The organism is Aquincola tertiaricarbonis, from assembly GCF_023573145.1.
Classification (GTDB): domain Bacteria; phylum Pseudomonadota; class Gammaproteobacteria; order Burkholderiales; family Burkholderiaceae_C; genus Aquincola; species Aquincola tertiaricarbonis_B.
This window is the reverse complement of the sequence record NZ_CP097635.1, coordinates 450,826-468,346: the sequence shown is the minus strand read 5'-3', so window position 1 is coordinate 468,346 and position 17,521 is coordinate 450,826. Positions and strand designations below refer to the sequence as shown.

Sequence of the window (17,521 nt, the reverse complement as noted above, 5' to 3'; positions counted from 1 at the left end):
GCCTTGTAACAGGGGTGCGCGCAGGATAAGCGCGCGCCGCCGTTTTGGCTCACTCGCTGGCGTACTCCGACATCGGCACGCAACTGCAGAACAGGTTGCGGTCGCCGTAGACGTTGTCCACCCGACCCACCGGCGACCAGTACTTGGCCTTGCGCAGCGCCGGCACCGGGTAGGCGGCCTGCTCGCGGCTGTAGGCATGCGGCCAGTCGGCGGCCAGCAGCGCCTCGGCAGTGTGCGGCGCGTGCTTCAGCGGCTGGTCGTCGCGCGGCCACTCGCCTCGCTCGATCTTCGCGATCTCTTCGCGGATGGCGATCATCGCGTCGCAGAAGCGGTCCAGCTCCTTCAGCGGCTCGCTCTCGGTGGGCTCCACCATCAACGTGCCAGCCACCGGAAAGCTGAGCGTGGGCGCATGGAAGCCGTAGTCGATCAGCCGCTTGGCCACGTCCTCGGCACTGACGCCGCTGCTGTCCTTCAAGGGCCGCAGGTCCAGGATGCACTCGTGCGCCACGCCGCCGCCCTTGATGCCGGGCAGCTCGCCGCTGAAGTGGATGTCGTAGTGGTCGGCCAGCCGCGCCGCCACGTAGTTGGCGCTGAGGATGGCCGTCTCGGTGGCCGCCGTCAGCCCCTCGCTGCCCATCATGCGGATGTACATCCAGGTGATGGGCAGCACCGCGGCATTGCCCAGCGGCGCCGCCGACACCGGGCCCACGCCTGCGCCAGGCAGGAAGGGCACCAGATCGGCCGCCACGCACACCGGGCCCACGCCCGGGCCGCCGCCGCCGTGCGGGATGCAGAAGGTCTTGTGCAGGTTGAGGTGGCTGACGTCGCCGCCGAACTCACCCGGCGCGGCCACGCCCACCAGCGCATTCATGTTGGCGCCGTCCACGTACACCCGGCCGCCGTGCTGGTGCACCAGTGCGCACAGCTCCTTGACCCGCGGCTCGAACACGCCGTAGGTGGAGGGGTAGGTGATCATCACCGCCGCCAGCTGGGCGCTGTGCTTCTCGCACTTGGCCTGCAGGTCGGCCAGGTCGACGTTGCCCAGCGCGTCGCACTTCACGCCCACCACCTGCATGCCCACCATCTGCGCGCTGGCGGGGTTGGTGCCGTGGGCGGATTCGGGGATCAGGCAGACGGAGCGCTGCGCATCGCCACGCGACAGGTGCCAGCCGCGGATGGCCAGCAGGCCGGCGTACTCACCCTGCGAGCCGGCATTGGGCTGCAGGCTCACGCCCGCATAGCCGGTGGCCTGCACCAGCCAGTCGCACAGCTGCTGGTTCAGCAGCGCATAGCCCTGCTGCTGCTCGGCCGGTGCATAGGGATGCACCTGCGCGAACTCGGGCCAGGTGATGGGAATCATCTCGCTGGTGGCGTTCAGCTTCATCGTGCACGAGCCCAACGGGATCATCGTGCGGTCCAGCGCCAGGTCCTTGTCCGACAGGCTGCGGATGTAGCGCAGCATCTCGGTTTCGCTGTGGTGGGTGTTGAACACCGGGTGCGACAGGAAGTCGCTGGCGCGCCGCAGCTGCGGCGGAATCAGCGCGGCGATGCCGCCTTCGTGCCGTGCGAAGTCGGGCTGCGCATCGGCGCGGCCGGTGAACACGCGCAGCAGCGCGGCCAGGTCGGCGCGGGTGGTGGTCTCGTCCAGCGTGATGCCCAGCGAGCTGGCGCTGGCGCGGCGCAGGTTCATGCCGGCGGCCTCGGCCGCGGCCAGCAGCGTGCCGGTGCGTTCGCCGGTCAGCACTTCCAGGGTGTCGAAGGCCTCGGCCGTGGCCAGCGTGAAGCCGGCCTGCTGCAACTCGGCGGCCAGCAGCGCGGTGTAGCTGGCCACGCGGCGGGCGATGCGCTTCAGGCCCTCGGGCCCGTGGTACACGGCGTACATGCTGGCCACCACGGCCGGCAGCACCTGCGCGGTGCAGATGTTGGAGGTGGCCTTCTCGCGGCGGATGTGCTGCTCACGCGTCTGCAGCGCCAGGCGGTAGGCGGGCGCGCCGTGCGCATCCACGCTCACGCCTACCAGGCGGCCGGGCAGCGAGCGCTTGAACTCGTCGCGCGTGGCCATGTAGGCGGCATGCGGGCCGCCCGCGCCCATCGGCATGCCGAAGCGCTGGGTGTTGCCCACCACGATGTCGGCGCCCTGTTCACCCGGCGGCAGCAGCAGCGCCAGCGACAGCAGGTCGGCCGCGACGATGGCCAGGCCGCCCTGGGCATGCACCGCATCGATCAGCGGGCGCAGGTCGCGCACGCGGCCGCTCACGCCCGGGTACTGCAGCAGCGCGGCAAAGGCGGGCGCGCTGCCGGCCTCTTCGGCCGGGCCCACCTGCACGGTGATGCCCAGCGGCTCGGCGCGGGTGCGCACCACCGCCAGCGTCTGCGGCAGTACGTCGTCGGCCACGAAGAAGGTGCTGCTTTTGCTCTTGCCCACCCGCAGCGCCAGCGTCATGGCTTCGGCCGCGGCGGTGGCCTCGTCCAGCATCGACGCATTGGCGATGGCCATGCCGGTGAGGTCGGTGACCATGGTCTGGAAGTTGAGCAGCGCTTCCATGCGGCCCTGCGAGATCTCGGCCTGGTAGGGCGTGTAGGCGGTGTACCAGGCCGGGTTCTCGAGGATGTTGCGCAGGATGACCGGCGGCGTGAGCGTGCCGTGGTAACCCTGGCCGATGAAGCTCTTGAGCAGCTGGTTGCGCGCGGCCACCGACTTCAGCTCGGCCAGCGCCTGGGCTTCGGTCAGCGGGGCGGGCAGCTTCATCGCCGCGCCCCGCGCGATGGCGCGCGGCACGATCGCGTCGATCAGTGCGCGGCGCGATGCCGCCCCGATCACCGACAGCATGCGCGCCTCGTCGGCGGCATCGGGCCCGATGTGGCGGGCGGTGAATTCGGCCTCGTTCTCGAGGTCGCCAAGCGGCTGGAGGGCGGACATCAGCATGGAAGGGCTCTATCAGGCGAGGGTCAGAGGGTCTTGAGCAGGTCCTGGTAGGCCGGCTCGTCCATCAGCGCATCGAACTGGCTGGCGTCGGCCACCTTGACCTTGAAGAACCAGCCGGCGCCGGTGGGGTCGGAGTTGGCCAGCGACGGGTCGGCGCGCAGCGCCTCGTTCACTTCCACCACCTCACCGGTGACGGGCATGAACAGGTCGGCGGCGGCCTTGACCGACTCCACCACGCCGGCCACGTCGCCCTGGCTGAAGGTCTTGCCCACTTCGGGCAGGTCGACGAACACCACGTCGCCCAGCGCGTCCTGCGCATGCGGCGTGATGCCGACCACGGCGGCGCCGGCATCGGCGGTGTTGATCCACTCGTGGTCGTTGGTGAACTTGATGGTCATGGAGTCGCTCCTGGGTTCGGGCGGTGAGGGAAGAAGAGAAAAGCGGGCAGCGCCGTGTTCAGCGCTGGTAGCGGTGCGGGGCGAAGGGCATCGCGCACACCCGCATCGGCAGGCGCTTGCCGCGCACGTCGGCATACACCTCGTTGCCCGGGTGGGCGTGGTTGATGGCCACGTAGGCCATCGCGATCGGCTGGTTGACGGTGGGCGCCAGCGTGCCGCTGGTCACATGGCCCAGCTTGTGGCCGTGGGCATCGTGCAGCACCGCGCCTTCGCGCACGGGCACACGTTCCAGCCCCACCAGGCCCACGCGCTTGCTGGGCGCGGCGCCGGCCAGGTGCTTCTCGATGGTGGCGGCGCCAGGGTAGTGGCCGGCGCGGGCGCCGCCCGGGCGGCGCACCTTCTGGATGGACCAGGCGAGGCCGGCTTCCACCGGCGAGGTGGTGGTGTCGATGTCGTGGCCGTACAGGCACAGGCCCGCTTCCAGCCGCAGCGTGTCGCGCGCGCCCAGGCCGGCGGGCTTGACCTCGGGCTGGGCCAGCAGCTGGCGCGCGAGGTCCACCGCGGCCTCGGCCGGCACCGAGATCTCGAAGCCGTCTTCGCCGGTGTAGCCCGAGCGGGTGACGAAGCAGTCCACGCCCGCCAGCACGAAGTGGCCGCCGGTCATGAAGGTGAGGGCGGCGACGCCGGCGTTCAGCCGCTGCAGCGCGGTGACGGCCTGCGGCCCCTGCAGCGCCAGCAGCGCGCGGTCGGGCAGCGGCACGATCTGGCAGCGGTGGCCGATGTGCGTCTGCAGGTGGCGCAGGTCGTCGGCCTTGCAGGCGGCATTGACGACGACGAAGAGGTCGTCCTCGCGCCGGGTGATCATCAGGTCGTCCAGGATGCCGCCGGAGGCATTGGTGAACTGGGTGTAGCGCTGCTTGCCCACAGCCAGGTCGACGATGTCGGCCGGCACCAGGGTCTCGAGCGCGGCGGCGGCGGCCGGTGCATCGGGCAGGCGCAGCTGGCCCATGTGCGAGACGTCGAACAGCGCGGCCGATTCGCGGCACTGCCGGTGCTCGGCCATGATGCCGCCGGGGTAGTTGACCGGCATGGCATAGCCGGCAAAGGGCACCATCTTGGCGCCCAGTTCAAGGTGCAACGCGTGCAGGGGCGTCTGGAGCAGGTCGGCGGACATCCATGTCTCCCGGGTCAGGGTGTAAGCGAAGGGGCCATCGATCGCCCACCCTACCGCCAAAGGCGATGAAGGTGGGGGGATGCCCTCGCTGTCCGCTTTACCTGAGAGATTGGCGGCACCGGCGGTTGCGCGGCGCTGCTTGCCCCTTCGGTGGGCGGGCTCGGGGCCCGCCTCTCTCCAGTGAGGAACGCCCGGGTCGGGCGTCTTGCCAGTCCTTTTGCCTGAGCGTTCGGGGTGTGGACCCCTGCGCCTTCGGCGGCCGCCGCGGTGGTATGCCGCGGCAACTCTCTCCTGGCGGCGGGCAGTGTAGCCGAGGCGCTGGCGGCCCCGGCCGGTGCGCCGCCCCGAGGAGGATCAGCGGCGCTGGTCCATGCGCAGTTCCTGCGCCATGCTGCGGCGGTCGCGGCCCATCGCGGGCACCAGGAAAGGCTCGTACTTCTGGCCCTTGTCGGCCGGCGGCTCGAAACGTTCGGCACGGCGGCTGTGGTGGGCGGGCACGGGATGAGCGGATTTCTGGATCATCATGGCGGGTCAACTCGCGGCTTGCATTCGTGCCGCGTGACCCCCTAACGACCCACCCCCGCATTCGGATGACAAAGCTTGCTGCAGCTTTTCCCCTACCGGTAACAACGTTGCCGGTGCCCGTTCCGGCCGAGGCGCTGGCCCGCGTCGAGCGCCTGCTGGCCGCCGGCGGCCGTGTGATCCTGGGTCTGGTCGGCACCCCCGGCGCCGGAAAATCCACGCTGGCACAAGCACTTGCGCACGCCCTGGGCGCGCGTGCCGTGGTGGTGCCGATGGACGGCTTCCACCTGGCGCAGGCCGAGTTGGAGCGCCTGGGCCGCGCCGACCGCAAGGGCGCGCCCGACACGTTTGACGCTGGCGGTTACGCCACGCTGCTGGCCCGGCTGGCGCGCCCGCAGCCTGGCGAGACGGTGTACGCGCCTGAATTCCGCCGCGAGATCGAGGAGCCGGTGGCCGGCGCCATCGCGGTGCCGGCCGAGGTGCCGCTGGTGATCACCGAGGGCAACTACCTGCTGATGGACGACGGCCCCTGGGCCGCCGTGCGCCCGCTGCTCACCGAAGCCTGGTACGTGGACGGCGACGAGCCGACCCGGCTGCAGCGCCTGATCGCCCGCCACGAGCGCTTCGGCCGCTCGCCCGAAGCGGCGCGCGCCTGGGTGGCGCGCAGCGATGAGCCGAATGCTCGGCGCATCGAGGCGACGCGGGGGCGGGCGGACTGGGTGCTGAACTTCGGCTGAAGCCTGGCGACCTGACAGCGTCCGGCCTGCCCGCTCAGCCGGCCGAGGGCGGCTGCAGCGCGCCCCGATCGTCGGGGTAGAGGCTGCCCAGCAGATCGGCGCTGACCGTGCGCAGCCAGGCGTCCAGGCCGGCTTGCAACCCGTCGGCTGTGGCGCCTTCGGCGCGCTGCTCCCACACCGCGTGCAGCGCCGGCCGGTGGCGGGCTATGGCCGCGGCCACCGCGTCGTTCCAGAAGGGCGGGTGTTCGGTCGCCGTCCAGCCGCCGCGGCCGCGGCCGAAGTGGGCCACGTTCAGGTAGCCCAGCAGCGCGCCGTGCGCCATCTCGTCCAGCGCGGTGTCCGACCAGGCCACGCTAGGCGCTTCCACCCCGCGCATCAGGTTGAAGCCGCGCGCCAGCCCGGCCGCGCCCAGCGCGCCCAGCAGCCCGCCGGCCAGCATGCCGCCGCCCAGCGTCAGGCCGCCGCTCAGCACGTCGGCCTTGAGGCCGGCCAGCGCGCCGGTCAGGGCGCCGCCCCACAACGCGGCGCGGCCTTCGTCGACCGGGGCGCGCAGCGCAAACTGCTCGGCCACCCGCGCCAGCACGGTGTCGGTGGCGCGGCCGTCCAGGCCGTGCAGCGCGATCAGCCGGTCCGTGGACTGGCGGGTGTCGTCGGCCACGCGTGCGGCCAGCGCCGCCATCGCACGTGTCTGCGGGCCGTCGGCATCGGCCGGTTCAAGGCCGATGGCCCGGCCGACCGTGCGTCCGACCGAACTGCCCAGCTCCTTCAGCCGGCCGGTCCAGCCGCCGTCGGGCAGGGTTTCACGGTCGGCGGCGGCGCGGGCCAGGCGGCGCGCCAGCTCGGCCATCGCCTGGTGCAAAACCGCCTGGCTGCGCTGCAACCAGGCGGCCTGCAGCCGGGCCATTGCGGGCTGGCGGGCGGCGGGCAGGGCGTCGGCCACCGCCTGCAGCAGCCGGCCTTCCTGCACCCAGCAGCGGGCGAAGGCGTCCAGCGCCAGCACCGGCCGTTTCACCCGCTGCGCCCAGGCCTGGCGCTGCGCCGCTTCCACCTCGCGCGGCTGCGGCGGGCCCAGCTGGTTCAGCAGCACCACCACCGGCTTGCCCAGCAGTTCCAGCACGCGCAGCTCGGCGTCCAGGTAGCCGGCGTCGTCGGGCGATTCGGCGGCGTTGACCAGGTACAGCACCACGTCGGCCTGTTCCAGCACGTTGCGCATCGCGCGCTGGGCCGACCAGAACGGCTTGTGGCGGAAACGGTCCCACACCTCGGCCAGGAACCAGCCGATCGGGTTGCCCGCCTGCTCCAGCCGGCGCGCCAGGCGCACGCTGTCGCCGAAGCCGGGCGTGTCCCACAGGTCCAGCCGGTCGCCGGCCGGGCTTTGCACCATCGCATGGCGCTCGGCCACCTCGGTGACATGGGCCTCGTCGCGCACCTCGCCGATGTCGCGGCCCAGCAGCGTGCGGGCCAGGGTGGTCTTGCCCACGTTGGTGTGGCTGACCAAGCTGAGGCCAATGACTTGGGGGTCCGAAGTCATGACGCGCGAGTGGACTGCAGGTCGGCCTCGGCGGCGGCCAGATCGGGCTGCTGCAGGTCGATGAACACCGGCGTGCGGCCCAGGCCGGCCAGCATCTTCAGCCAGGCTTCGCGGCGCTGGCGGGTGCGGTCGGCGCCGAAGCGCTGGGCGAAGCCGGCGGTGTCCACCAGCAGCCGCGCCTCGGGCCAGGCCGCGGCGGCGGCGCCGTGGGTTTCACGTTCGGGCGTGGCGGCCAGGGTGAACAGCAGCAGCGCGGGCGCCGGGCCGGCCAGCTCGTCGGCTTCCTGCAGCGGCAGGGCCCACTGCGGCTGCGCCTGCTCGCCGAAGCTGTGGCGCAGCACGCGTTCCAGCCCTTCCACCGAGGCGGCAGGCGCCCGGTAGCCGAAGGGCTGCACCCGCAGCGGCAGCGGCTGGCCGCGGTGGCTGCGCAGCAGGCGCAGGCTGTAGGCGTCGTCCAGGGGCAGCGGAAAGTCCGCGGCCAGCCGGCGGGCGCGCAGGCCTGCCGCAGCGGCCAGCAGCAGCCGCGGCAGCAGCACCAGGCCGGCAGCGGTGAGCGCATGCAGGTGGATCCAGCGGGCGGCGTTTTCGCCCGGACCTTGAGAGAAGCGCAGCCGCGCCAGCTCGTCCACGCCCGGGAGCGCGATGCCGCTGAGCGCCGAGGCCGGGCCCAGCCAGGCCTGCAGCAAGGTGTGCACGGCGGCGGGCGAGAGGAAGGTGCTGTCCCAGCCGGCGCGGAACTCCAGCGCCAGGCCGCGCAGGTACATCGAGGCCAGCACGCCCACCACCAGCGCGGCGGCGGCCGCATGCAGCCAGGCCGCGGCGCGGGCCGACCACAGCGGCGCGGCCAGTGCGGCCCAGCGCCGGGTGAAGCTTGACAGGGCGGTGCGGGCCAAGGCGTTGGCAGGTGGGTCGGTTGCGGCCGGTGCCAGACCCGCCGCGGCGGCGGCTCGGCTCCAACCGGGTGCCGCCAGCAGGCGGTGCAGCCAGCCCGCGCCGGTCGGTGCGGCGCCGGTGTTGTCGGCAGTGGCAGTTGGAGCAGCCGCCCGGCCGCGTCCCAGCCCGCGCGCCAGGGCCATGGCGGCCAGCACCGCGTACACCAGCAGGTTCCAGCCGATCAGCCCCAGCAGCGGCGGGGCCAGCAGGTTCAGCCGTTGCGATTCGCCCAGGGCCGGCGTGGCCAGGCCCAGTGCCGCGGCGGCGGCCACCAGCAGCAGGCCGGGCCAGCGCGTGGCGCGGCTCGCCCGCAGCAGCCGCGCGGCGGCCGGCTCGCGCGGCAGCAGCATTTGCAGCCCCGCATTGGCGCGGGTGCTCAGGTAACGCGCCGGCGCCGCCGCCTCGCCCACGGTGCGGGCGGCTTCCGCGCTGGCCGCGGCGGCGTCGGCCTCGGTCCAGGGCGGCGTCAGCGGCGCCTCGAAGGCGCGCAGCAGCGTGATGCGGCGCGCTTCGTCTTCGGTCACGGTGCGGCCGGCGGCCTTACATGCCGGCGTAGTTGGGTCCGCCGCCGCCTTCCGGCGTCACCCACACGATGTTCTGCGTGGGGTCCTTGATGTCGCAGGTCTTGCAGTGCACGCAGTTCTGCGCATTGATCTGCAGGCGGTCGCTGTTGTCGGCGTTCTTCACGAACTCGTACACGCCGGCCGGGCAGTAGCGGCTTTCGGGGCCGGCGTACTGGGCCAGGTTGATGGCCACCGGCACGCTGGCGTCCTTGAGCGTCAGGTGCGCCGGCTGGTTCTCTTCGTGGTTGGTGTTGCTGATGAACACCGACGACAGGCGGTCGAAGGTCAGCTTGCCATCGGGCTTGGGATAGGCGATGGGCTGGCATTGGGCCGCCGGCAGCAGCCGGGTGTGGTCGGCTTCGGTGCGGTGGATGGTCCAGGGCGGGCTTTGCATGCCCAGCTTGGGCAGCAGCCACTGCTCGATGCCGGTCATGATCGAGCCGACGTAGACGCCCTTCTTGAACCACTGCTTGAAGTTGCGCGACTTCTCCAGCTCCTGCTTGAGCCAGCTCTGCTCGAAGGCGGCCGGGTAGGCGGCCAGCTCGTCGTGCTGGCGGCCGGCGGTCACGGCCTCGAAGGCGGCCTCGGCGCACAGCATGCCGGTCTTGATGGCGGCATGGCTGCCCTTGATGCGCGCGGCATTCAGGTAGCCGGCGTCGCAGCCCACCAGTGCGCCGCCCGGGAACACGGTCTTGGGCAGGCTCAGGATGCCGCCGGCCGTGATGGCGCGGGCGCCGTAGCCGATGCGCTTGCCGCCTTCGATGTGCGCGCGGATGCTGGGGTGCGTCTTCCAGCGCTGCATCTCTTCAAAGGGGCTGAGGTAGGGGTTCTTGTAGTCCAGCCCGGTGACGAAGCCCAGCGTGACCTTGTTGCCTTCCAGGTGGTAGAGGAATCCGCCGCCATAGGTGTCGGCTTCCATCGGCCAGCCGGCGGTGTGCACCACCAGGCCGGGCTTGGCCTTGTCGGCCGGAATCTCCCACAGCTCCTTGACGCCCAGCGCGTAGCTCTGCGGGTCCTTGCCTTCGTCCAGCTTGAAGCGGGCGATCAGCTGCTTGCCCAGGTGGCCACGCGAACCTTCGGCGAACACGGTGTACTTGCCGTGCAGCTCCATGCCCAGCTGGAAGGCTTCGGTGGGTTCACCGTCCTTGCCGATGCCCTGGTTGCCGGTGGCCACGCCCTTGACCGAGCCGTCGTCGTTGTAGAGCACTTCGGCGGCGGTGAAGCCGGGGAAGATCTCCACGCCCAGGCCCTCGGCCTGCTCGGCCAGCCACTTGGTGACGGCGCCCAGGCTGATGACGTAGTTGCCTTCGTTGTGGAAGCAGTCGGGCACCAGCCAGTCCGGCGTGCGGGTGGCGCCGGTTTCGTTCATGAACAGCACTTCGTCGCCGGTGACGGGCTGGTTCAGCGGCGCGCCCAGCTCTTTCCAGTTGGGCAGCAGCTCGTTCAGCGCGATCGGGTCCATCACCGCGCCCGACAGGATGTGGGCGCCGGGTTCGCTGCCCTTTTCGAGCACCACCACCGAGACTTCCTGGCCCTTCTCGGCCGCCAGCTGCTTGAGCCGGATGGCCGTGGCCATGCCGGCCGGGCCGCCGCCCGCGATCACCACGTCGTACTCCATGGCCTCGCGCGGGCCGTATTGCTCAAGAATCTCCTGCGGGGTCATCCGACGTTCCTTGTCTCGGGGTTCGTGACTTCTGTTCAGCCCAGGATTCTAAGTGGCGGTCTTCGCACGGGCCGTCCGCCCCGCGACAGCCCTTCGGAGCCCGTTGGCTGCGTGCTATCGTCATCCGATCCGAATGAAGAAGCCTCGTCCGAGGAGCCCTCAGTCATGAGTTACAAGATCGATCTGTCGGGCCGTGTCGCCCTGGTCACCGGCGCGTCCAGCGGCCTGGGCTGCCACTTCGCCAAGGTGCTGGCCGAAGCCGGTGCCGCCGTGGTGCTGAGCGCCCGCCGCGTCGACCGGTTGAAGACGCTGCGCGCCGAGATCGAAGGCGCCGGTGGCGACGCCCACGTGGTGGGCATGGACGTGACCGACCCCACCAGCATCCGTGCCGGCGTGGCCCATGCCGAGACCGAGGTGGGCGCGATCGACATCCTCGTCAACAACTCCGGCGTCAGCACCACGCAGAAGCTGACCGACGTGACGCCCGAGGACTACGACTACGTGATGAACACCAACACGCGTGGCTCGTTCTTCGTGGCGCAGGAAGTGGCCAAGCGCATGATCGCCCGCGCCAGCGGCTCGGCGCCCGGTACCTACACCGGCGGGCGCATCGTCAACGTGGCTTCGATGGCCGGTTTGAAGGTGCTGGGCAAGATCGGTGTGTATGCGATGAGCAAGGCCGCCGTGGTGCACATGACCAAGGCGATGGCGCTGGAGTGGGGCCGCTACGGCATCAACGTGAACGCGCTGTGCCCGGGCTACATCGACACCGAGATCAACCACAAGCACTGGAGCAGCGAATCGGGTCAGAAGCTGATCTCGATGCTGCCGCGCAAGCGCGTGGGCCAGCCGCAGGACCTGGACACCGCGCTGATGATGTTGTGCGCCAACGAGAGCCACTTCATCAACGGCGCGGTGATCGCCGCCGACGACGGCTTCGGGGTGTGACGCTGCGATGAGCCAACGCGACCTGACGCTGGCCGAGGCCCGGGTGCTGGCCGTGCTGGTGGAAAAGCAGGCCACGGTGCCCGACACCTACCCGATGTCGCTCAATGCGCTGGTGGCCGGCTGCAACCAGAAGACCGCGCGCGACCCGGTGATGAGCCTGACCGAGCCCGAGGTGCTGCAGGCACTCGAAGGCCTGCGCGAGCAGCACCTGGTCAACGAGGTGAGCGGCACCCGCGTGACCCGTTACGAGCACAACATGCCGCGCGGCTTGGGTGTGCCCGGCGCCGCCGCCGCGCTGTTGACGGTGCTGGCCCTGCGCGGCCCGCAGACCGCCGCCGAGCTGCGCGCCAACAGCGAGCGGCTGCACCGTTTTGCCGATACCTCGTCGGTGGAAGCCTTTCTCGATGAGCTGGCCGGCAAGACGCCGCCGCGTGTCATCAAGCTGCCGCGTGCGCCCGGCGGGCGCGAGCCGCGCTGGGCCCACCTGCTGTGCGGCGAGGCCAACGTGCCCGCCGTGGCCGTGGGCACCGGGCCGCTGCCACCGCTGCCGGCCGCCGCCGCGCCGGCGGTGAGCGCCGAAGACTTCGCGGCGCTGCAGGCCGAGGTGGCCGCGCTGCGCACGCTGGTGCAGCGCATGGCCGCCGAACTGGGCATCGACCCGTCATGAGGTTCGACCTGCCCGAGAACAAGCGCCTGGTGCACACGCTGGTCATCCCGGTGCGCTGGGGCGACATGGACGCCGCCGGCCACGTGAACAACGCGATGTACTTCCGGTACTTCGAGACGGTGCGGCTGGACTGGCTGCACCAGGCCCGCGGCGGCGCCGACCTGTATGCCGACGGCACTGGCCCGGTGCTGGTCAATGCCTTCTGCAACTTCCTGCGGCAGCTGCGCTTTCCGGCCGACGTGGTGGCCCGCCACTACCTGGGCCGCGCCGGCCGCAGCAGCGTCGAGACCTTTCTGACGCTGGAGCGCACCGACGAGCCTGGCCAGCCCTACGCCACCGGCGGCGGCAAGCTGGTGTGGACCGACGTGAGCACCGAGCGGTCCATCCCGCTGCCCGACTGGCTGCGGGCGCTGGCGGTGGGCTGAACCGCCCACCGGCTTCGACCCGTCAGAAGGAGTGCCGCACGCCGCTGGCCAGCAGCGTGGAGGTGCCGCCACGGCTGGGCCGCAGGTCCACCGTGAACGAAGCCTGGCCCACGCCATCGTTGTTCAGGCTGCCGTAGGCCGCGAACAGCTGCGTGCGCTTGCTGAGCGCATAGGTGTAGGCCAGCGAGAAACCGGAGACGTCGTCCAGCACGGTGGAGAACGGCGCCGTCACGTTGCCGGGGCGGCGGCCGCGGTGCGCGTCGGCCACCTGGGTGTTGCCGTAGCTGGCGCCGATGGTGTGCACGCCGCTGGTGTAGGTGATGCCCACCAGCGCCGTCTTGTCGGTGCCCTTGGAGTTGGCGATGGCGGTGGTGCCGCCCGGTGCGGCCACCGACAGGCCTTCGTGCGAGAAGTACGACGCCATCAGCTTGAATCCGCCGCCCAGCGCGTACTGGGCACCCACCGCATAGTCAGTCTGCGGCAGCTGGTTGCCGGCCAGGGCCGGCACCCGGGCGTAGACGAAGTCGATGTCCAGCCCGTTGCCCGAGTAGCCCGCGCCCACCTGCGTGAGCTTGGCCTGGCCGGCGGCGAAGGGCCCGCCTTCGCCGGCCGACTGCAGCAGCTGGAAGCTGAAGCCGTTCCAGCGCGGTGACGAGTACATCAGCGCATTGCTGACGCGGCTGCCCACGCTGTCGCTGTTCATCAGCGGGCCGAACATGCTGCCCACCGACAACGCCATGTTGCCCAGCGGGTCGACCGCCAGCCAGCCGGTGGCGCTGTACTTGATGGCGAAGGAACGGCCGGGCAGGTGGATGCGGCCGGCCGTCAGGCGGCCATAGCCCGCGGCTTCCAGCCACAGGTTGGACTGGCGACCGAAGAACTTGCCGCCCTGGCCCATGGTGCCGGTGTCCAGCATGGGCTGGCCTTCGAGCGTGAAGCCGGCCGTCAGGCCGCCGCCCAGGTCTTCACGGCCGGCAAAACCCAGGCTGTTGGGGTTGAAGCCGCTGTTGAGGACGTGGCGCGCCGACGCGCCCGAACCGTCCTGCCGTGCCACGTAGGCGTCGAGCGAGCCGTAGATGGTGACGGTGCTGCTTTGTGCACCCGCCAACGGGCTGAAGGCGGCCAGCAGCGAGGCCAGGGCCAGGGGCGTGAGGGTCGAGATCGAGCGCGGCACGTTTGTCTCCTATGCAAACAATTGCATTGGCTAATGATTGGTGCGATTAATCTAATGGGCGGTGGTGTGATCTGACACTAGGTGTTAACGCTTTGTGTCCGTCGGTGTGTGCGACTGACGCACGCGGGCCCCGGTGCTGAGCCTGGGTAAGCACTAGCTATACTGAATTTCAGATGGCAAAAGTCGGTCGCATGCCCGCTGCAAGCAAGAAGGTGTCTGCCGCCCCGCGGGGGAGCCGGCGACCGCGAGCCGCCGCGCCGGAAGAAGACGGGCTGGCCCGCTTCGACCTGCAGACCGGCTCGCTGGGCTACGCGCTGCGCCTGGCGCAGGTGCGCATGTACACGCTGTTCTTCGACATGCTGGGCGACCTGGGCCTGACGCCGGCGCGGGTGACGGCGTTGTCGCTGATTGCCACCGACCCCGACATGAACCAGACCAAGCTGGCGCGCAGCCTGGACATCGCCGGGCCGAGTGCACTGAAGATGGTGGACGCGCTGGAAGCCGCCGGCCTGGTGTGCCGGCTGGACGTGGCCGGCGACCGGCGCCGCTACCTGCTGGCCTTGACGGCCACCGGCCGGACCACGATGGAGCAGTTGCGGCTGCGCATGGCCGAGTACGAGGAGCGCATCGCCGCCGACCTGTCAGCGGCCGAGCGCGCGCAATTGGTCGGCCTGCTGAACCGGGTGGCTCAGCGGGGCTGAGCAGGTTTCAGCCGGGGATGCTGTACGGCCCGCCCTTGTCCAGCGCCTGCTTGTACGCCGGCCGCGCATGCACACGCGCCAGCCAGGTGGTGAGGTTGGGGTAGCGGCTGTCCAGCCCGCCGCGCGAGGCTGCGGCTTCCAGCGGAAAGCTCATCTGCACGTCGGCGGCGGTGAACTGCTCACCCGCGAACCAGGGCCGGCCGGCCAGTTCGCCTTCCATGAAGGCCAGCAGCCGCTGCAGATTGGGGTCGACGAAGGAGGCCGACACCTTGTCGGCGATGCCGCGGGCGATGGGCTTGACGAAGAACGGCATCGGCGCCGAGCGCACCTTGTTGAAGATGAGCTTGAGCAGCAGCGGCGGCATCAGCGAGCCTTCGGCGAAGTGCAGCCAGTACACGTAGCGCCGCCACTCGGCGCTGCCGCGCGGGGGCACCAGCGCCGCGCCCTGTTCGTAGGCCTGGGTCAGGTACTCGATGATGGCGCCCGACTCGGCCATGGTGATCTCGCCATCGGTGATGACGGGCGACTTGCCCAGCGGATGCACCTGGCGCAGCTCGGGCGGGGCCAGCATGGTCTGCTTGTCGCGCGCATAACGGCGCAGCTCGTAGGGCAGGCCCATTTCTTCCAGCAGCCACAGCACGCGCTGCGAACGGGAGTTTTCGAGGTGGTGGACGGTGATCATCGTGTGAAGGGTATGGTCTGAAGCGCTCAGGCGCGCAGCATTTTGTGCACGAGTTCGGGCGTGGTCGCGGCCGAGTACTTGCGCATCAGGCGCGCACGGTACACGTCCACCGTGCGGGGGCTGATGCCCAGCTTCTTGCCGATCAGCTTGCTGGTCAGGCCATCGATCAGCAGGGCGGAGATCTCGCGTTCGCGCGCGGTGAGCTCACAGCCCACGCGGCGCTGGGCCGAGAGGTCTTCGAACGACCAGATGCCCGCCGCATGCGGGCGGCTGGGGTCCAGCGCGCGGCCCGACACATGGCACCAGAACAGCTCGCCGGCCGCGCTGCCGCCCAGGCGCTTCATCACCCGCTCGTCGGCATAGCGGCCGCCGGGGCCCAGGCTGGCGATGATGCGGGCGCCGGTGCGCTCGAACTCGTCGTGCGTGGGGTAAAGCCGCTCGAAGGAATGGCCGACCAGGTCGTCCCGCGTGGCGCCGAAGATCTCCAGCACCTGGCGGTTGCAGTCCACGATGAGCCGGTGGCGCGACATCACCAGGCCCACCGGTGCCTGGTCGAACGCGGTGCGGTAGTCCAGCGGCAGTTCGGCGATCGCGCTCATGGTCTACAGCAGTGCGTAGGTGGTGGCGGCCTGCGCCGCCAGCTGGCCGTCGGGCGTGTGGATGTCGATGCTGCCGAACACCAGGCTGCGGCCCATCTTCAGCACCCGCGCCACCACCTGCGCATGTCCGGCGTCGCCCGGCACCGCGCGCAGGAAGCTGGTCTGCAGCTGCACCGTGGTCATGGGCTGGAAGCCGCCCAGCTTCGTCATCACGGCCAGCACCATGGCGGTGTCGGCGGCGGCCATCAGCGTCTGGCCGCACAGCACGCCGCCGCCATGCACGTGGTGGGGCGTGACGGGCAGCTGCAGCGTCACGCTGCCAGGCTCGCAGGCGGTGACGCGCAGGTCGAGCTCACGCACCCAGGGCGCGAACAACTCGGCCAGTGCTGCCTGCAGGCCGCCGATGTCCATGGCCGTGACAGGCCGCGGCTTCTTGTCCATGCTCCTCCTTAGGCGATTCTGCGTATCTGTTACTTAATCCTATACGTAGTACGCTCGCGCGTCCCGTTCCAGGAGCTTGCAGATGAACAAGGTTTTCCCTAGTGCCGCAGCGGCACTCGATGGGGTGGTCAAGAGTGGCCAGTTGATGGCAGTCGGGGGCTTTGGCCTCTGCGGCATCCCCGAGGCGCTGATCGATGCGCTGCAGGCCAGCGGCGTGCAGGACCTGACCGTGATCTCGAACAACGCGGGCGTCGACGGCTTCGGCCTCGGCAAGCTGCTGGAGACGCGGCAGATCAAGAAGATGATCTCCAGCTACGTGGGCGAGAACAAGGAGTTCGAGCGCCAGTACCTGGCCGGCGAGCTGCAGCTCGAATTTACGCCGCAGGGCACGCTGGCCGAGAAGCTGCGCGCCGGTGGCGCCGGCATCCCCGCCTTCTTCACGCGCACCGGCGTGGGCACCCTGGTGGCCGAAGGCAAGGAAACCCGCGAGTTCGACGGCCATGTCTACGTGATGGAGCGCGCGCTCAACCCCGACGTGGCGCTGGTCAAGGCCTACAAGGCCGACAAGAGCGGTAACCTGGTGTTCCGCCGCACCGCGCGCAACTTCAACCCGGCCTGCGCGATGGCCGGCAAGTTCACCGTGGTGGAAGTGGAGCATCTGGTGGAAACCGGCGACATCGATCCCGACGACATCCACCTGCCCGGCATTTACGTGCACCGCATCGTGGTCAATGCCACGCCCGAGAAGCGCATCGAAAAGCGCACCATCACTGAGAAGAAGGGAGCCTGACCATGGCCTGGACGCATGACGAGATGGCCGCCAAGGCCGCGGCCGAACTGCAGGACGGCTTCTATGTGAACCTGGGCATCGGCCTGCCCACGCTGGTGGCCAACCACCAGCCGCCCGGCATCGAGGTGTGGCTGCAAAGCGAGAACGGCATGCTGGGCATCGGCCCGTTCCCGACCGAGGACCAGGTGGACGCCGACCTGATCAACGCCGGCAAGCAGACCGTGACCACCATCCCGGGCTCCAGCATCTTCGGCAGCCACGACAGCTTCGCGATGATCCGCGGCGGCAAGATCAACCTCTCGATCCTGGGCGCGATGCAGGTGAGCGAGAAGGGCGATCTGGCCAACTGGATGATCCCCGGCAAGATGGTCAAGGGCATGGGCGGCGCGATGGACCTGGTGGCCGGCGTGCCGCGCGTCATCGTGCTGATGGAGCACGTGGCCCGCAAGAAGGACGGCACCACCGACCTCAAGATCCTGCCCCAGTGCACCCTGCCGCTGACGGGTGTGGGCGTGGTCAACCGCATCATCACCGACCTGGCCGTGATGGACGTGACCCCGCAAGGCCTGAAGGTCGTGGAGATCGCCCCGGGCGTGACGCGCGAGGAACTGCAGCAGAAGACGGGTGTGCCCTTGCAGTGAGCCCAT

The 17,521-nt window shown here is 70.4% G+C and carries 18 protein-coding genes and 2 riboswitches; of the genes, 7 read left to right on the top strand and 11 right to left on the bottom strand.

Annotation, left to right across the window (positions count from 1 at the left end; genetic code table 11):
• Positions 1 to 49: 49 nt before the first annotated feature.
• The 4 genes from gcvP to MW290_RS02125 all read right to left on the bottom strand — a co-directional run bounded on the left by gcvP (position 50) and on the right by MW290_RS02125 (position 4,996).
• Entirely contained in the window at positions 50 to 2,926 is a 2,877-nt protein-coding gene (gene gcvP / locus MW290_RS02140; protein WP_250195677.1) for an aminomethyl-transferring glycine dehydrogenase, read from the bottom strand.
• A 23-nt stretch (positions 2,927 to 2,949) separates the two neighbouring features.
• Positions 2,950 to 3,324, bottom strand: a complete 375-nt coding sequence (gene gcvH, locus MW290_RS02135) for a glycine cleavage system protein GcvH (protein WP_250195676.1) — start codon at positions 3,322 to 3,324, stop codon at positions 2,950 to 2,952.
• Between the two features lie 58 nt (positions 3,325 to 3,382).
• Complete coding sequence (gene gcvT / locus MW290_RS02130) at positions 3,383 to 4,498, bottom strand: glycine cleavage system aminomethyltransferase GcvT (RefSeq protein ID WP_250195675.1); 1,116 nt, start codon at positions 4,496 to 4,498, stop codon at positions 3,383 to 3,385.
• A gap of 78 nt (positions 4,499 to 4,576) precedes the next feature.
• Positions 4,577 to 4,689: riboswitch (glycine riboswitch) on the bottom strand.
• A gap of 16 nt (positions 4,690 to 4,705) precedes the next feature.
• Positions 4,706 to 4,794, bottom strand: a riboswitch (glycine riboswitch).
• 58 nt (positions 4,795 to 4,852) lie between these two features.
• Complete coding sequence (locus tag MW290_RS02125) at positions 4,853 to 4,996, bottom strand: hypothetical protein (protein ID WP_250195674.1); 144 nt, start codon at positions 4,994 to 4,996, stop codon at positions 4,853 to 4,855.
• Between the two features lie 134 nt (positions 4,997 to 5,130).
• Here MW290_RS02125 and MW290_RS02120 point away from each other — a divergent pair, with 134 nt between their 5' ends.
• On the top strand, positions 5,131 to 5,757 hold the full coding sequence (locus MW290_RS02120; RefSeq protein ID WP_250195673.1) for a nucleoside/nucleotide kinase family protein: 627 nt from the start codon (positions 5,131 to 5,133) through the stop codon (positions 5,755 to 5,757).
• 34 nt (positions 5,758 to 5,791) lie between these two features.
• Here MW290_RS02120 and MW290_RS02115 read toward each other — a convergent pair whose 3' ends face one another.
• The 3 genes from MW290_RS02115 to MW290_RS02105 are packed head-to-tail and all read right to left on the bottom strand — an operon-like array spanning position 5,792 to position 10,447.
• Positions 5,792 to 7,288 carry a GTPase gene (locus MW290_RS02115; protein ID WP_250195672.1) on the bottom strand — a complete coding sequence of 499 codons (1,497 nt, stop codon included), beginning with the start codon at positions 7,286 to 7,288 and terminating at the stop codon, positions 5,792 to 5,794.
• Positions 7,285 to 8,745 carry a DUF2868 domain-containing protein gene (locus MW290_RS02110; protein WP_250195671.1) on the bottom strand — a complete coding sequence of 487 codons (1,461 nt, stop codon included), beginning with the start codon at positions 8,743 to 8,745 and terminating at the stop codon, positions 7,285 to 7,287. Before MW290_RS02110 ends, MW290_RS02115 begins: the two co-directional genes overlap by 4 nt.
• 16 nt (positions 8,746 to 8,761) lie before the next feature.
• On the bottom strand, positions 8,762 to 10,447 hold the full coding sequence (locus MW290_RS02105) for an electron transfer flavoprotein-ubiquinone oxidoreductase (RefSeq protein ID WP_250195670.1): 1,686 nt from the start codon (positions 10,445 to 10,447) through the stop codon (positions 8,762 to 8,764).
• A gap of 165 nt (positions 10,448 to 10,612) precedes the next feature.
• Between MW290_RS02105 and MW290_RS02100 the strand changes: the two genes are divergently transcribed.
• The 3 genes from MW290_RS02100 to MW290_RS02090 are packed head-to-tail and all read left to right on the top strand — an operon-like array spanning position 10,613 to position 12,487.
• Positions 10,613 to 11,395 carry an SDR family oxidoreductase gene (locus tag MW290_RS02100; RefSeq protein WP_250195669.1) on the top strand — a complete coding sequence of 261 codons (783 nt, stop codon included), beginning with the start codon at positions 10,613 to 10,615 and terminating at the stop codon, positions 11,393 to 11,395.
• Positions 11,396 to 11,402: 7 nt separating this feature from the next.
• A complete protein-coding gene (locus MW290_RS02095) occupies positions 11,403 to 12,062 on the top strand; it encodes a YceH family protein (protein WP_250195668.1) in 660 nt (219 codons plus the stop codon).
• Positions 12,059 to 12,487 carry an acyl-CoA thioesterase gene (locus MW290_RS02090; protein ID WP_250195667.1) on the top strand — a complete coding sequence of 143 codons (429 nt, stop codon included), beginning with the start codon at positions 12,059 to 12,061 and terminating at the stop codon, positions 12,485 to 12,487. Before MW290_RS02095 ends, MW290_RS02090 begins: the two co-directional genes overlap by 4 nt.
• A 22-nt stretch (positions 12,488 to 12,509) precedes the next feature.
• Here the strand turns inward: MW290_RS02090 and MW290_RS02085 are convergent, their stop codons facing one another.
• Positions 12,510 to 13,661 carry a porin gene (locus MW290_RS02085; protein WP_250195666.1) on the bottom strand — a complete coding sequence of 384 codons (1,152 nt, stop codon included), beginning with the start codon at positions 13,659 to 13,661 and terminating at the stop codon, positions 12,510 to 12,512.
• A gap of 191 nt (positions 13,662 to 13,852) precedes the next feature.
• Here MW290_RS02085 and MW290_RS02080 point away from each other — a divergent pair, with 191 nt between their 5' ends.
• The gene (locus MW290_RS02080) at positions 13,853 to 14,362 is read left to right on the top strand and encodes a MarR family winged helix-turn-helix transcriptional regulator (RefSeq protein WP_250195665.1); all 510 of its coding nucleotides are present in this window, start codon (positions 13,853 to 13,855) and stop codon (positions 14,360 to 14,362) included.
• A gap of 7 nt (positions 14,363 to 14,369) precedes the next feature.
• Here the strand turns inward: MW290_RS02080 and MW290_RS02075 are convergent, their stop codons facing one another.
• From MW290_RS02075 to MW290_RS02065, 3 genes are read right to left on the bottom strand one after another with little or no spacing between them, the layout of a single operon-like run.
• Positions 14,370 to 15,044 (bottom strand): glutathione S-transferase, encoded by a 675-nt coding sequence (locus tag MW290_RS02075; protein WP_250195664.1) that lies wholly within the window; start codon positions 15,042 to 15,044, stop codon positions 14,370 to 14,372.
• 26 nt (positions 15,045 to 15,070) lie between these two features.
• On the bottom strand, positions 15,071 to 15,643 hold the full coding sequence (locus tag MW290_RS02070; protein WP_250195663.1) for a LuxR C-terminal-related transcriptional regulator: 573 nt from the start codon (positions 15,641 to 15,643) through the stop codon (positions 15,071 to 15,073).
• 3 nt (positions 15,644 to 15,646) lie between these two features.
• Complete coding sequence (locus MW290_RS02065; protein WP_310740086.1) at positions 15,647 to 16,084, bottom strand: PaaI family thioesterase; 438 nt, start codon at positions 16,082 to 16,084, stop codon at positions 15,647 to 15,649.
• An 82-nt stretch (positions 16,085 to 16,166) separates the two neighbouring features.
• Here MW290_RS02065 and MW290_RS02060 point away from each other — a divergent pair, with 82 nt between their 5' ends.
• Together MW290_RS02060 and MW290_RS02055 are read left to right on the top strand one after the other, a co-directional pair.
• Positions 16,167 to 16,874, top strand: coding sequence for a CoA transferase subunit A (locus tag MW290_RS02060; RefSeq protein ID WP_250195662.1), 708 nt, complete (start codon positions 16,167 to 16,169; stop codon positions 16,872 to 16,874).
• A 2-nt stretch (positions 16,875 to 16,876) separates the two neighbouring features.
• On the top strand, positions 16,877 to 17,515 hold the full coding sequence (locus MW290_RS02055; protein WP_250195661.1) for a CoA transferase subunit B: 639 nt from the start codon (positions 16,877 to 16,879) through the stop codon (positions 17,513 to 17,515).
• The last annotated feature ends 6 nt before the right edge of the window (positions 17,516 to 17,521 follow it).

Coding starts and splice junctions, on each gene's coding strand:
- gcvP (WP_250195677.1), bottom strand. CDS start 2,926: ATGCTGATGTCCGCCCTCCAGCCGCTTGGCGACCTCGAGAACGAGGCC.
- gcvT (WP_250195675.1), bottom strand. CDS start 4,498: ATGTCCGCCGACCTGCTCCAGACGCCCCTGCACGCGTTGCACCTTGAA.
- MW290_RS02090 (WP_250195667.1), top strand. CDS start 12,059: ATGAGGTTCGACCTGCCCGAGAACAAGCGCCTGGTGCACACGCTGGTC.
- MW290_RS02070 (WP_250195663.1), bottom strand. CDS start 15,643: ATGAGCGCGATCGCCGAACTGCCGCTGGACTACCGCACCGCGTTCGAC.
- MW290_RS02115 (WP_250195672.1), bottom strand. CDS start 7,288: ATGACTTCGGACCCCCAAGTCATTGGCCTCAGCTTGGTCAGCCACACC.
- MW290_RS02055 (WP_250195661.1), top strand. CDS start 16,877: ATGGCCTGGACGCATGACGAGATGGCCGCCAAGGCCGCGGCCGAACTG.
- gcvH (WP_250195676.1), bottom strand. CDS start 3,324: ATGACCATCAAGTTCACCAACGACCACGAGTGGATCAACACCGCCGAT.
- MW290_RS02060 (WP_250195662.1), top strand. CDS start 16,167: ATGAACAAGGTTTTCCCTAGTGCCGCAGCGGCACTCGATGGGGTGGTC.
- MW290_RS02100 (WP_250195669.1), top strand. CDS start 10,613: ATGAGTTACAAGATCGATCTGTCGGGCCGTGTCGCCCTGGTCACCGGC.
- MW290_RS02095 (WP_250195668.1), top strand. CDS start 11,403: ATGAGCCAACGCGACCTGACGCTGGCCGAGGCCCGGGTGCTGGCCGTG.
- MW290_RS02075 (WP_250195664.1), bottom strand. CDS start 15,044: ATGATCACCGTCCACCACCTCGAAAACTCCCGTTCGCAGCGCGTGCTG.
- MW290_RS02080 (WP_250195665.1), top strand. CDS start 13,853: ATGCCCGCTGCAAGCAAGAAGGTGTCTGCCGCCCCGCGGGGGAGCCGG.
- MW290_RS02065 (WP_310740086.1), bottom strand. CDS start 16,084: ATGGACAAGAAGCCGCGGCCTGTCACGGCCATGGACATCGGCGGCCTG.
- MW290_RS02105 (WP_250195670.1), bottom strand. CDS start 10,447: ATGACCCCGCAGGAGATTCTTGAGCAATACGGCCCGCGCGAGGCCATG.